11 protein-coding genes are annotated in these 12,476 nt (G+C 70.1%); 7 read left to right on the top strand and 4 right to left on the bottom strand.

The window, feature by feature from the left end; genetic code table 11:
• Positions 1–79: 79 nt before the first annotated feature.
• The 3 genes from ABEA24_RS52500 to ABEA24_RS52510 all read left to right on the top strand — a co-directional run bounded on the left by ABEA24_RS52500 (position 80) and on the right by ABEA24_RS52510 (position 3,182).
• Positions 80–319, top strand: a complete 240-nt coding sequence (locus ABEA24_RS52500; RefSeq protein ID WP_345444331.1) for an EF-hand domain-containing protein — start codon at positions 80–82, stop codon at positions 317–319.
• Between the two features lie 209 nt (positions 320–528).
• On the top strand, positions 529–2,097 hold the full coding sequence (locus tag ABEA24_RS52505; protein ID WP_345444333.1) for a PP2C family protein-serine/threonine phosphatase: 1,569 nt from the start codon (positions 529–531) through the stop codon (positions 2,095–2,097).
• Positions 2,094–3,182 (top strand): cobalamin B12-binding domain-containing protein, encoded by a 1,089-nt coding sequence (locus tag ABEA24_RS52510; protein WP_345444335.1) that lies wholly within the window; start codon positions 2,094–2,096, stop codon positions 3,180–3,182. The genes ABEA24_RS52505 and ABEA24_RS52510 overlap by 4 nt, the downstream gene beginning before the upstream one ends.
• A 67-nt stretch (positions 3,183–3,249) precedes the next feature.
• On the opposite strand, the gene ABEA24_RS52515 is transcribed toward ABEA24_RS52510, so the two are convergent.
• The 4 genes from ABEA24_RS52515 to ABEA24_RS52530 all read right to left on the bottom strand — a co-directional run bounded on the left by ABEA24_RS52515 (position 3,250) and on the right by ABEA24_RS52530 (position 7,691).
• The gene (locus ABEA24_RS52515; protein ID WP_345444337.1) at positions 3,250–4,467 is read right to left on the bottom strand and encodes a serine hydrolase domain-containing protein; all 1,218 of its coding nucleotides are present in this window, start codon (positions 4,465–4,467) and stop codon (positions 3,250–3,252) included.
• A gap of 97 nt (positions 4,468–4,564) precedes the next feature.
• Positions 4,565–6,226 carry an AMP-binding protein gene (locus ABEA24_RS52520; RefSeq protein ID WP_345444339.1) on the bottom strand — a complete coding sequence of 554 codons (1,662 nt, stop codon included), beginning with the start codon at positions 6,224–6,226 and terminating at the stop codon, positions 4,565–4,567.
• Positions 6,223–6,705 carry a cupin domain-containing protein gene (locus ABEA24_RS52525; RefSeq protein ID WP_345444340.1) on the bottom strand — a complete coding sequence of 161 codons (483 nt, stop codon included), beginning with the start codon at positions 6,703–6,705 and terminating at the stop codon, positions 6,223–6,225. Before ABEA24_RS52525 ends, ABEA24_RS52520 begins: the two co-directional genes overlap by 4 nt.
• Positions 6,706–6,782: 77 nt before the next feature.
• Positions 6,783–7,691 (bottom strand): acyl-CoA thioesterase, encoded by a 909-nt coding sequence (locus ABEA24_RS52530; protein WP_345444342.1) that lies wholly within the window; start codon positions 7,689–7,691, stop codon positions 6,783–6,785.
• Positions 7,692–7,782: 91 nt separating this feature from the next.
• Between ABEA24_RS52530 and ABEA24_RS52535 the strand changes: the two genes are divergently transcribed.
• The 4 genes from ABEA24_RS52535 (at position 7,783) to ABEA24_RS52550 (ending at position 12,146) form a co-directional block, all read left to right on the top strand.
• On the top strand, positions 7,783–8,202 hold the full coding sequence (locus tag ABEA24_RS52535) for a RidA family protein (protein WP_345444344.1): 420 nt from the start codon (positions 7,783–7,785) through the stop codon (positions 8,200–8,202).
• Positions 8,203–8,298: 96 nt separating this feature from the next.
• Positions 8,299–10,656 carry a bifunctional salicylyl-CoA 5-hydroxylase/oxidoreductase gene (locus ABEA24_RS52540; RefSeq protein ID WP_345444346.1) on the top strand — a complete coding sequence of 786 codons (2,358 nt, stop codon included), beginning with the start codon at positions 8,299–8,301 and terminating at the stop codon, positions 10,654–10,656.
• A gap of 102 nt (positions 10,657–10,758) precedes the next feature.
• A complete protein-coding gene (locus ABEA24_RS52545) occupies positions 10,759–11,595 on the top strand; it encodes a PaaX family transcriptional regulator (protein ID WP_345444348.1) in 837 nt (278 codons plus the stop codon).
• Positions 11,596–11,696: 101 nt separating this feature from the next.
• On the top strand, positions 11,697–12,146 hold the full coding sequence (locus tag ABEA24_RS52550; RefSeq protein WP_345444349.1) for an NUDIX hydrolase: 450 nt from the start codon (positions 11,697–11,699) through the stop codon (positions 12,144–12,146).
• Positions 12,147–12,476 lie beyond the last annotated feature (330 nt).

Below are 12,476 nucleotides of genomic sequence, written 5' to 3' on the forward strand. Positions count from 1 at the left end.
GAACCGATCATCTCAGGTGCGTGAACACTGTGCCGGTGGTTACGATCGGGGGCCACGGTCGCTCTGGTGGAAGGGAATCATGTCCGATCAGTACGAGGCGGTGTTCGCTCGATATGACACCGATGGGGATGGGCGGCTCACCGTCGATGAGGTGACCGCGGCGATCGCGGGGATGTTCCCGGCGGCCGAGGTGAACGATCTGTCGGGCATCGTCAAGGCGCTGTTCGCCGAGTACGACACCGATCACGACGGGCTCCTGTCGGTGACGGAGTTCGTGCCGCTGGCCGAGAACCTTCCCGAACTGGGCTCCGCCGACTGAGACCGCGCACGGTCAGGGCCTCCGACCAGGCACTTTCGGCGAGCGACTAGCGTGGCAAGGGCCTAGCGACGTTCTCGACTGAAAGGGCGGTGGGGCTCGCGAGGCCGCGGGCCCGACGGGTGGACGTTTCCAGCGCTGCTTCCGCGGACCGGCGGGGCCGAGGGCGGGTTACCGGTGCCCTGTGGGGCGCCGCTCCGTACCCCGTGGTGATGGTCGACGCCGCCGGCCGGGTGGTCGAGCTCAACGAGGCCGCCGTCCGGCTGTTCCCGCGAGCCGAGCCGGGGGCGAGCCTCGCCGCGACGATGCCCGGGTGGCTGGCGGAGGCGCACCGGGTCGTGGGCCGGCCTGGCGCTGGGGCCGAGCCTTCGCGTGGACAGGCGGGGGAGCGCAGTTTCGAGGCGTATCCGACCCGCGTGCCGGGCGGGAATGTGATGTGGTGGCTGGTCGACGCCACCGACCGGCGGCGTGCCGAGACCGAGCCGGCGGAGCGACAGCGCGCGACCTTCCTGGCGGAGGCGTCCACAGCCCTGCTGTCGACCTTGAACATCGACCGGTGCACGGAGCTCGCGGTACGGCTGGCGGCCGAGCACCTGGCCGACGCGGCGGTGGTCGTCGCACCCAGTGTGGGAGACCGGCTGCCGGTGGCCTTCGCGGTCCGCGGCGGCGGCGTACTCCGCCGTACGGTGCAGGCCGACCCCGTCGAGGTCCCCGGGCTGAGCGAGGCACTGCAGGGCTTCCCACCGGTGCCCGCCCGCCGGGTCGTCCCGGGTGAGCTGCCGTCCTGGGCCGTTCCGGACGCCTTCAGCGGACCGGTCGGTGCGGTGATGGTGACGCCGCTGCCCGGATACGGCATCCCGGCCGGCGCTCTCATCCTGCTGCGCCGCAGCGACCGGCCGGTGTTCAGCGAGAACGAGGAGGTCTCCGCCCGGCTCTTCGCCGCTCGGGCCGGCGCGGCCCTGTCGGCGGCCCGCATGTACGCCGAGCAGGCCGGGATCACCGCGGTCCTCATGCGCGAGCTGCTGCCGCCCCGGCTGCACCACGTCCACGGCGTCGACTTCGCCGGCGCGTATCGCGCGTCCGTGCGCAGCGAGCTCATCGGCGGTGACTTCTACGACATCCATCCGGGTGCCGACGAATCCGCCGAGTCCCTCGTCGTCCTGGGCGACGTGTGCGGCAAAGGGCTGGAGGCGGCGGTCACCACCGGCAAGATCCGCACGGCGCTCCACGCGCTGCTGCCCATGGCCGACGACCATATGCGGATGCTGTCCCTGCTCAACGGGGCGCTGTTGAACACTGAATCGAGCCGGTTCGCCACCTTGGTGCTGGCGTCGGCGGTACGGGCCGGTGACCGCGTCCGGCTCAGACTGACCAGCGCCGGGCATCCGCCCCCGCTCGTCGTGCGGTCCGACGGCGGTATCGAGAAGGCGGCCACCCACGGCGACCTGATCGGCGCGTTCTCCGGCGTCGAAGCGACGACCGCCCAGGTCGAGCTGGCGCCGGGCGAGACCTGTGTGCTGTACACCGACGGCATCACCGAGGCCCGCGGCGGCCCGCTCGGCGAGGCAGTGTTCTTCGGCGACCAGCGGCTGATGGACACGCTGTCCGAATGCGCGGGGATGCCTGCCGAAGCAATCGTGGAACGCCTGCAGATGCTCGTGGCGCAGTGGGCCGGGAACCGGGAACAGGACGACATGGCCATTGTCGCGATCACCGCGCCGCACGGCGAACGCCCGAAAGCGGCGGAGCGATACCCGCGAGGCCGGGAATCCCGGCGATGACCGCTTCGACCCCCGACCGGAGCGCCACCGAAGCTCTTTCCGCCCGGCTGTGGGACGCCGTCCACGAGGGCGACGAGTACGCCGCCGTGGAGGTCGTACTGTCGGCGGTGGACGCCGGCCTGGACCCTGAGTCGGCGCTGCTGGACGTGATCGCGCCGGTGCAGGCGAAGGTCGGCGTCGAATGGGCGGCGAACCGAATCGGTGTCGCTCAGGAGCACACCGCGACGGCCATCAACGACCGTGTCATCGCCGCCGTGGCCCACCACACGCACGCGTTTCAGGAGCCGGGACGGGGCCGGATCACGGTGGCATGCGTCGACGGGGAGTGGCACGCCCTGCCCGCCCGACTGCTGGCGGAGACTCTGCGGCTGCGGGGCCGGCAGGTGGACTTCCTCGGCGCGCAGGTGCCCGTCCCGCACCTGATCGACCAGCTGCACCGTACGGGACCGGACGCGCTGGCCCTGTCATCCTCCATCCCCACCCGCCTGCCCACGGCGCACGCCACGATCATCGCGTGCCAGGCCACGGGTGTCCCGGTCATGGTCGGCGGCGCGGCCTTCGGTCCCGCCGGGCGCTACGCCGACCGGCTCGGTGCGGACGGCTGGGCGCCCGACGCCCGTGCGGCGGCCGGCATCCTCGAAGAGATCGTCGCCCATCCTTTCGCCCCGGCGGCCGCCCGCCAGCCGCTGGACGACCTGCCGCACCTGACCGACCAGGAGTACACGCTGGTCACGCGCAGTGCCCACCGGCTCGTCGCAACGGTCCTCGCCGCGCTGGAGGAACGGTTTCCGGCCATGGCCGGCTACAGCGACTGGCAGCGTCAGCGCACCGCCGAGGACATCGCCCACATCACCGAGTTCCTCGGGGTCGCCCTCTACATGGACGACTCCGGCCTGTTCACTCGCTTCATCGTCTGGACCCGCGACATCCTGACGGCGCGCGGTGTTCCCGCGTACTCGGTCGCCCTGGCCCTGGACCTGCTTGCCGGACAGCTCAAGGACTTCCCCCGCGCCGTCGGCCTGCTCCGTGACGGCCAGGCCGCGCTGGAGGGCATGACGACTGCCCGGCCGGGAGCGCCGGAGTGACTCGCCGCCCGCCCGTCCCGGGGGACGAAGGGCGGGCGGCGGGGCGGTGCCGGGTGGCAGGCGCTCGTCAGGAACCCGTGAGGGACGGGTCGAAGGCGGCAGCGGCGATCTTCAGGACGTAGGGCTGCTCCGAGCCGTCCTTGTTGCCCGTGGGGTTGATCGAGTAGACCAGGACGCGGCGGAGGTCGCGGGTGGCGAACATGCCGCTGGTGTAGCCGGGGCGGGAGCCGGTCTTGCCCCAGCCCGTCAGGCCGTTGGGCAGCGTCACGCGCATGAGGCCCGCGCTGTAACAGGCGCGGCCGGCGCCGGGCCCGATGTTGCAGTTGTTCTTGTCGGCGTACGTCACGTTCGGCACGGTGAACATGGCGCCGAGCACGGAGCGGGGCACCACACGGCCCTGGAAGATGGCGCGGATGAAGCGGGTGAGGTCGTCGCTGGTGGAGATGATCCCGCCCTCGGCCCACGGATAGGGGCTCTGTTCTGACACGTCGTGCAGAACGGTCGTGCCGTTCGTGGTCACCGCGACGTAGCCGTGGGGGTGGGGGCCGGGCAGGCGCGGGTCACGCCGGTCCAGGACGTAGGTGCCGCGCAGGTGCAGAGGGTCGAGGATCCGCTGCTGTACCTCGTGGGCGTACGAGCGTCCGGTCACCTTCTCGATGAGGAGACCGGCGACGAAGTAGTTGACGCCGTTGTAGCGCTGCCGGGTGCCGGGCGCGAAGTCCATCGGGAACTTCATCGCGTCGGCGACGATCTGTTGCGGCGTCCAGCTGTCGAAGCGGTGGTCCACGAACCACTGGTTCGGGTCACCCTGCGGCTCGCCGAGACTGCCGCCGGTCGGCAGGCCGCTGGTGTGGTCGAGGAGCTGCCGGACCGTGACCTTCGGGTAGGAGGCGGGCAGCAGGCCCGGCAGGTAGTGCTGGACCGACTGGTCGAGGTCGACCTTGTGCTCGGCGACCAGCTGAAGGACGACCACGGCGGTGAACACCTTGGAGATGCTGCCGGCCCGGAACCGGCCGTCCGCGGGCACGGGCGTCCCGGTCCGGACGTTCCCGACGCCGGAGGTGCCGCTCCAGTGCCCGGCGGGCCCGGTGACCTTGACCATCGCGCCCGTCACGGTCGCGTTCGGCAGCCCGGCGATCGCCGCGCGCATCACCGCCGGGTCCAGTGGCGGCAGCGTGCCCGCTGCCGGGGGAGCGGCCGAAGCGGTCGCGGTGCCGGCCGCCACGGAGACGGCCAGAACGGCTCCGGCGAGCACCATCGGTCTTCTCTTGCGTGCTTTCTTCATGAGATCGATTAGACCGACGGGCGGGGCACGATGCCCATGGTGCAGGCTTCCGACTCCCGGGTAACGCTGGATGCACCTTCCCGCGTGCGCGCGGTCGTCAGGCTGAGGCGGCCTGCTCGCTCTCCAGGATCCGGCGGAGGGCGAAGTGCTGCAGTTTGCCGTTCGCGTTGCGCGGCAGGGAGTCACAGAACCGCACGTCGCGCGGGTACTTGTAGGGGGCCAGGATCCGCTTGACGTGCTCCTGGATCTCCGCGGCCTTGGCGGCGTCGCGCGTCACGCCGTCGCGGAGCACCACGAAGGCGCACACGACCGAGCCGCGCTCGGCGTCGGGGCGGCCGACGACCGCGGACTCGAGCACGTCCGGGTGAGTGTCGATGGCGGCCTCGACCTCGGGACCGCCGATGTTGTAGCCCGAGGAGACGATCATGTTGTCGCTGCGGGACCGGTAGAAGAAGTAGCCGTCCTCGTCCTTGTGAAAGATGTCTCCGGTGATGTTCCAGCCGCCCAGGACGTAGTTCTGCTGCCGCTGGTCGTCGAGGTAGCGGCAGCCGATCGGGCCGATGACGCCCAGCAGGCCCGGCTCTCCGGGGCCGAGCTCCGCGCCGTCGGGGTCGAGGACGGCGGCCCGGTATCCGGGTACCGGCTTACCGGTCGCCCCGGGCCGGATGCCGTCACCGGCGGCCGAGATGAAGATGTGCAGCATCTCGGTGGCGCCGATGCCGTCGATGACCTTTAGCCCGAGCCGGTCTCGCAGCTTGTCCCACGTCTCCTGGGGAATGTGCTCGCCCGCCGATACCCCGGTCCGGAGCCCGGCGAGCCGCCGTTCCTGCCCTTCGCGCAGGATGGCCCGGTACGCCGTCGGCGCCGTCGCGAGAACGGTGACGCCGTCCCGCTCGACGATCTCCGCGAGCTGCAGCGGGGTGGCGGCCTCGGTCAGCAGCGCGCAGGCGCCGGCCCGCAGCGGGAAGACGACGAGCATGCCGAGGCCGAAGGTGAACGCCAGAGGGGCGGAGCAGGCGACCAGGTCGTCCGCGGCCAGCTTCAGCACATGACGGCCGAAGGTGTTGTCGATGGACAGGATGTCCCGGTGGAAGTGCATGGTGATCTTCGGCACGCCGGTGCTGCCGGAGGTCGGTCCGAGGAGCGCCACGTCCTCGGCGGACGTCTCCACGTCGGTGAACGCACCGGACTTGACGGCGGCGCGGGCGATGAGATCCCCCGGACCGGCGCCGCCGTACTCCACGACCGTCAGCGACGGCAGTGTGGTGTCCCGGACGGTGTAGGCGTCCTCGGCGCACCGGTGGTCGACCAGCGCGATCGAGGGCCGGGTCCGCTCGACGATCGGGGCGATCTCCCGGGCGCGCAGTGCGGCCATCGTGGTGACGACGACGCCACCGGCCTTGAGCACGCCGAGCCAGGCGGCGACCGTCCACGGGTTGTTGGGCGAGCGGAGCATGACACGCTGTCCCGGGACCAGGCCGAGATCCTCCGTCAGCACCTGCGCGACCTGGTTGGCCCGCGTCCGCAGCTCGCCGTAGGACCAGATCTCCCCAGCCGGCGTACGGAGCGCCGGCCGGTCGGCCCCGAACGTCGCGATCGGGACGTCGATGAGCTCGGTGGCGGCGTTGAGCCGGTCCGGGTAGCGCAGGTCCGGCGTGGTGAACTCGATCGTCGGCCACAGGCGGGCGGGAGGCAGGTGGTCGCGGGTAAAGGTGTCCAGGTGCGCGGAGTACGAGGGGGCCGGCGGGGAGGTCGTCATCGGTCCAGCCAGTCGCGCAGGTCCGCGTCGGCGACGTCGGGCAGGTTGACGACGATGTTCTCCGGTGTGCGCGTGGTCATCCACACCAGCGGGTCGGTCCGCGACAGATTGCACTCGACGTGGGGCATGAACGGCGGCACGAAGACCCAGTCGCCCTCCTCCATGTCGACGTAGTCCTCGAACCTGTCGCCGAAGTAGATGCGCGCCCGACCCGACAGGACGTAGCCCCCGGTCTCGGCCTCGCCGTGGTGGTGGGAGACCGAGCGATAGCCGGGCTCGTTGCTGACCTTGCCGAACCACAGCCTGGTGGCGGGGGTGTGCTGGATGCTGACACCCGAGACCCGGACGGCCCCGCCGGAATCGGCGGCGTTGACGTCCTCCGAACCGCCGCGCGTCACCACGGGAGCGACGAGGCCGCTGGGCAGTCGGTACATCGAGTTGTCGCCCTCGAGGCGGTACTTGCTGAAATCGGGTTCCATGGGGGTCGGCTCCGTTCCGGTCGGTCGTGGGGTCGGGCGGTGGTGAGGCGGAGCTGGTCACGCGGGAGTGCCGGTGGTCAGGACGTACGGATGACCCCCTCCTGCACGACCGTGGCCAGGTGCCGTCCCGTACGGCCGAAGAAGCGGCCCAGGCCGAGGCCGCGACCGTCCTGGGCCGCTCCCGCCTCCTGCGCGTAGAGCAGCCAGTCGTCCATCGGCTCGTGGCGGTGGAACCACATCGCGTGGTCGAGGCTCGCGGTCGTGAGCCCGGGGAGCGCCCACGGAAGGTCGAGGACGCGGAGGATCGGCTCCAGGATGGTGTAGTCGCAGACGTAGGCGAGGGCGGCGAGGTCCCGTGCTCGGGAGGTGAGCCCTTCGACGGGCCGGAGCGCGTCGAAGGGCTTGACCCAGATCGCCTGGTGCGGGACCGGCTCTCCCTCCACCGTGAGGTAGACCGGGCCCGGCACGTGCCGCATGTCGAAGCCGCGCCCCGACGACCAGTACGCCTTCGACTCCTTGGTCATGGTGCCGCCGGCCTCGCTGTCGGGCTCGATCGGTTCCAGGTAGGCGGCGCTGGTCGGCAGCGCGTCCGGATCCGGGACGCCCGTGGGCATGGCCGCGGCGTACTCGCCCCCTTGCTCGGAGGCGTGGAAGGAGGCCGTGGCGATGTACGCGAGGCTGCCGCCGGAGTATCCGCGGACGTGCCGGGTGGAGTAGCTGCGCCCGTCCCTGAGGCGTTCGACCTCGTAGCGGACCTCGGCGCCGACCTCGACCGGCCGCATGAAGTAGCTGTGCATCGAGTGCAGCGTCCGGTCGTCGCCGACCGAGCGCATCGCGGCGACGGCGGCCTGGGCGACGAGGTCGCCCCCGTACGCCTTCGGCCACGGGCAGTCCTGTGACGTGGCGACATAGGCCTCGTCGAAGTGCTCCGGGGCCGCAGGGGTGAGGCTGAGCGCCGCCGTGAGGATCTCGGAGGTGGGGGTCATGCGAGCCGGGGTCCCTTCGTCCGCTGGTATGTCGAATTCTTCACGATCGTCATATGTTGTCAATAACGAGCTCGAGCCGAGGAGGACTCCCGTGAAGCCCATCGCCGTCAACCCCGCCGCCCTGCCCGCGCCGAGGGGCTACTCGCACGGCACGCTGCAGGGGAACACGCTGTACCTGGGCGGGCAGACCGCGCTGGACGCGAACATGCGCATCGTCGACGGCGGCATCGTCGAGCAGTTCCGGCAGGCGTTCGGCAACCTGCTGACCACGCTCCGCGAGGTGGGCGGAGAACCGGAGGACCTGGTCAGCATCACGATCTACCTCACCGACATCGCCGACTATCAGGCGCACGGCAAGGAGATCGGCAAGGTCTGGCGGGAGATGGCCGGGCCGGTCTATCCGGCCATGGCGGGCATCGGGTGCACCGAGCTGTGGCAGCCGGAAGCCATGATCGAGATCCTCGGCACCGCCGTGATCCCGGACGAGAGGCTGAGGGCGCGCCGGGCTTAGGCCTCGGCGAGATCGAGGGGGTATTGCGTTTCATTGACGGCCGTCGAATTTTCGCGTTACCTTCATATCGGTCCGTCATCGCAGGAGGAGGACACCGTGCGGATTGCGGTCATCGGAGGAGGCCCGGGCGGTCTGTACTTCTCGGTGCTGGCAAAGCAGCTGGGGCCGCAGCACGAGATCACCGTCTGGGAGCGCAACGCCCCGGACGACACCTTCGGATTCGGCGTGGTGTTCTCCGACGAGACGCTCGGCGGGATCGAGCACGCCGATCCCGGCATCTACCGCCGGATGGAGGCGGAGTTCGCCCGCTGGGACGACATCGACGTCCACTACCGCGGTCAGGCGCTCACCAGCGGAGGCCACGGCTTCGCGGCGCTGAGCCGCAAGCGGCTGCTGGAGATCATGCAGCAGCGCTGCCGCGAACTCGGCATCACCGTCCACTTCCGCACCGATGCGCCCGACGTCGCGCAGCTCGCCGGCACCCACGACCTGGTGGTCGCCGCCGACGGGCTGAACTCGGCGGTCCGGTCGAAGTACGCCGACTCCTTCAACCCCGACCTGGAGCAGCGCGCCTGCAAGTACATGTGGCTCGGTACGGACAAGGTGTTCGACGCCTTCAAGTTCTACGTCCGGGAGACGCCGTACGGCGTGATGCAGATCCACGGCTATCCCTTCGACGCCCACGGCAGCACGTTCATCGTCGAGATGCACGAGGACGTCTGGCGCAGGGCCGGCTTCGACGCGTCCGCCGCCCGGGACCTCGCCCCGGGGGAGTCGGACGAGACATCGATCGCGCGGGTGAAGGAGATCTTCGCCGAGGAGCTGGGCGGCTGCTCTCTCCGTGCGAACAACAGCAAATGGATCAACTTCACCACGGTACGGAACGAGAACTGGCGGCACGAGAACGTCGTGCTCCTGGGCGACGCCGCGCACACCGCCCACTTCTCCATCGGGTCGGGCACCAAACTGGCCATGGAGGATGCCCTGGCCCTGGCGGCGTGCCTGCACGAGCAGCCGACCCTGGACGAGGCGCTCACCGCGTACGAGGCCGAGCGCAAGCCGATCGTCCGGTCCACCCAGCGGGCGGCCCAGGCGAGCCTGGAATGGTTCGAGAACCTCGGACAGTACGTCGGCCAGGAGCCCGAGCAGTTCGCGTTCAACATCATGACCCGCAGCCGCCGGGTCACCTACGACAACCTCCGGCTGCGCGACCCCGAGTTCGTCGCACGCGTCGACGCCTGGTTCGCCGAGCGGCAGCCGCGCCGCCCCGGAGACGGGCCCGCGACACCGCCGATGTTCCGCCCCTTCCACCTCGGCGAGCTCGAGCTCGTCAACAGGATCGTGGTGTCACCGATGGACATGTACCGGGCGGTCGACGGCGTGCCGGACGACTTCCACCTGGTCCATCTGGGAGGCAAGGCGCTCGGCGGTGCCGGTCTGGTCATGACCGAGATGGTCTGCGTCTCCGAAACGGGGCGTATCACACCCGGCTGCGCCGGCATCTGGACCGAGGAGCAGACGGCCGCATGGCGCCGGCTCACCGACTTCGTGCACCGCGAGAGCGCGGCGAAGATCGGTGTCCAGATCGGCCACTCCGGCCGCAAGGGCTCCACGCGGCTCATGTGGGAGGGGATCGACCGCCCGCTTCCCGAGGGCAACTGGGAGGTCGTCGCGCCGTCCGGCCTCCCGTACCAAGAAGGGGTCAACCAGGTGCCCCGCGAGCTCACCCGTGCCGACATGGACGAGATCGAGCAGCAGTTCGTCGACGCCGCGCGGCGTGCGGAGGCCGCCGGCTTCGACCTCCTCGAACTGCACTGCGCGCACGGCTATCTGCTGTCGTCCTTCATCTCCCCGGTGACGAACCGCCGCACCGATGAGTACGGAGGCGACCTCGCCGCCCGGGTCCGCTACCCGCTCGAGGTCTTCCGCGCGATGCGTCGGGTGTGGCCTCGGCACAAGCCGATGACGGTACGGATCTCAGCGACCGACTGGGTCGACGACGGCATCACCGGAGACGACGCCGTGGAGATCGCCCGCGCGTTCGCGGACGCCGGCGCCGCGGCCGTCGACGTGTCGACCGGTCAGGTGACACCGGACGAGAAGCCGGCCTTCGGACGGTCGTACCAGACGCCGTACGCCGACCGGATCCGCAACCAGGTCGGCATACCGACGATCGCCGTCGGCGTCATCTCCTCGTACGACGACGTCAACTCGATCATCCTGGCCGGCCGCGCCGACCTGTGCGCCCTGGGACGGGCCCACCTCCACGACCCCGGCTGGACGTTGCACGCGGCCGTCGAACAGGGTTACACCGGGCCGGGAGCGACCTGGCCCCTGCCCTGGCAGGCCGGCCGCCGCAAGCCGCAGACCGGTCGGACCGACGGCCCCAAGCCGCGGCTGCAGCTGATCCGAGAGGGCCGGTCCGCCACCCGGCACGCGCGCTGGCGGCCGTGACCGGCGGCGGGGTGATGAATCGATATCATGACGACCGTCCAGGCTACGCAAGGGAGCACACCCCCACCAGGAGTGCGTCCGTGAGCGCGGAGGTGCGTCGTGGTGGCCGATGACGACGAGTTCAGTGGCCGGGGCCCGAAACCCCGCGCCCTGATCGTCACCGTGTACGGGCTGTACGCGCGCGAGGTCGGCGGCTGGATGAGCGTCGCCTCGGTCATCAAACTGCTCGCCCGATGCGGCGTGGACGCGCCCTCCGTCCGGTCGGCGATCTTCCGCCTCAAGCGGCGCGGCCTCCTCACCTCGACCAAGGTCGACGGCACCGCCGGGTACGCGTTGTCCCGAGAGGCGTACCAGATCTTGCGCGAGGGCGACCGGCGCATCTTCGAACGGCGACGGGCGACCACCGACGAGGGCTGGCTGCTGGCCGTCTTCAGCGTGCCGGAGACAGAACGCGACAAGCGACACCAACTGCGCTCGCGACTGACCTGGCTCGGGTTCGGCACGGTCGCCGCGGGCGTCTGGATCGCGCCCGCCCACCTCCTCGACGAGACGCGCGACGGCCTCGAACGCCATGGGCTGAGCGCGTACGTCAATCTCTTCCACGCGCACCACCTGGCGTTCACCGATGTCAGGGATCAGGTCCCCGGGTGGTGGGATCTGTCTCGCCTGCGGAACCTCTACGACGAGTTCCTCGAACGTCACGATCCGGTTCTGCGCGGCTATCGCGACCACACGGACATCGATCCGGCGCAGGCGTTCATGGACCACGTCAGCGCCCTCACGGACTGGCGCCGTCTCCCGTACTCCGATCCCGGGCTTCCCGCCGAGGTCCTGCCGACGGACTGGAACGGAACGCGAGCGGCCGAGACCTTCTTCGAACTGCACGATCGGCTCGCCAAGCCCGCTCACAAGTTCGTCGAATCCGTCCTCAAGGGATAGCCGGCGACCGCCGGCCGGACGACCGGTCACGCTCGGAAACGGACGCCTCGCGGTGGCGTTCGTCGTTGACTGCCGGACCGTGGTCGTGGTGCGGTCCAAGCATGGGGGAGAACCTGACCGCGGGCAGCGCGGCGCCCGCACGAGGCAACGCCGCGCACCGGTTCCCGGTGAGCGTCAAGGGCGTTGTGCTCGACCCGGCCGACCGGGTGTTGCTGCTGCGGAACGAGCGAGATGAATGGGAACTGCCGGGCGGCAAACTCGAGCTGGGCGAATCCCCCGAGGCCTGCGTAGCGCGGGAGATCCTCGAAGAGGCGTCCTGGCCGGTGACGATCGCGGCGATCCTCGACTCGTGGGACTACCACATCGCTCCCGGGGCGGACGTGCTGATCGTCACCTACGGGTGCGAGCTGACGACCGACCGGCCGCTCCGGGTCAGCGATGAGCATGCGGAAGCCGCGCTCTTCCGCGAGCCAGAGGTGTCGGGGCTGCGCATGCCGGACGGCTACAAGCGGTCGATCGCGGAGTGGTTCAGCCGCCGCCATCGGCGGTGAAGGGCCGGCAGATCCCTCGATCCTCGGCGTCCGTTGTCGGGACTGGCGTGATGAGTCTCTGAGATGGGGTACTATTGATCTATCAGCCCGGCTCGAGTACGTGACACCGTCTGGTGGTGCGGTCGCCGGGACCTTCCCAAAGGCAGTTTCTGAGGTCTTGGACTTCGGTGCTGTGTTGGGTGGGGCCGAGAAGTTCTCCCGAGTCGGTCGATTCGACAAAGGAAAACAAATCGGTAAGATTGAGGAAACAAGCCCCAGACGGGAACTGGAAACAGGTTCCGGACGGTGTGTGTCCGTTTCTTGAGAACTCAACAGTGTGCTAAAAGCCAG

It is taken from the genome of Actinoallomurus vinaceus (genome assembly GCF_039542055.1).
GTDB classification, from domain to species: Bacteria; Actinomycetota; Actinomycetes; order Streptosporangiales; family Streptosporangiaceae; genus Actinoallomurus; species Actinoallomurus vinaceus.

Excerpts from the sequence above, each read along its gene's own strand:
- ABEA24_RS52500 (WP_345444331.1), top strand. The coding sequence starts at position 80 with ATGTCCGATCAGTACGAGGCGGTGTTCGCTCGATATGACACCGATGGG.
- ABEA24_RS52505 (WP_345444333.1), top strand. The coding sequence starts at position 529 with ATGGTCGACGCCGCCGGCCGGGTGGTCGAGCTCAACGAGGCCGCCGTC.
- ABEA24_RS52510 (WP_345444335.1), top strand. The coding sequence starts at position 2,094 with ATGACCGCTTCGACCCCCGACCGGAGCGCCACCGAAGCTCTTTCCGCC.
- ABEA24_RS52515 (WP_345444337.1), bottom strand. The coding sequence starts at position 4,467 with ATGAAGAAAGCACGCAAGAGAAGACCGATGGTGCTCGCCGGAGCCGTT.
- ABEA24_RS52520 (WP_345444339.1), bottom strand. The coding sequence starts at position 6,226 with ATGACGACCTCCCCGCCGGCCCCCTCGTACTCCGCGCACCTGGACACC.
- ABEA24_RS52525 (WP_345444340.1), bottom strand. The coding sequence starts at position 6,705 with ATGGAACCCGATTTCAGCAAGTACCGCCTCGAGGGCGACAACTCGATG.
- ABEA24_RS52530 (WP_345444342.1), bottom strand. The coding sequence starts at position 7,691 with ATGACCCCCACCTCCGAGATCCTCACGGCGGCGCTCAGCCTCACCCCT.
- ABEA24_RS52550 (WP_345444349.1), top strand. The coding sequence starts at position 11,697 with ATGGGGGAGAACCTGACCGCGGGCAGCGCGGCGCCCGCACGAGGCAAC.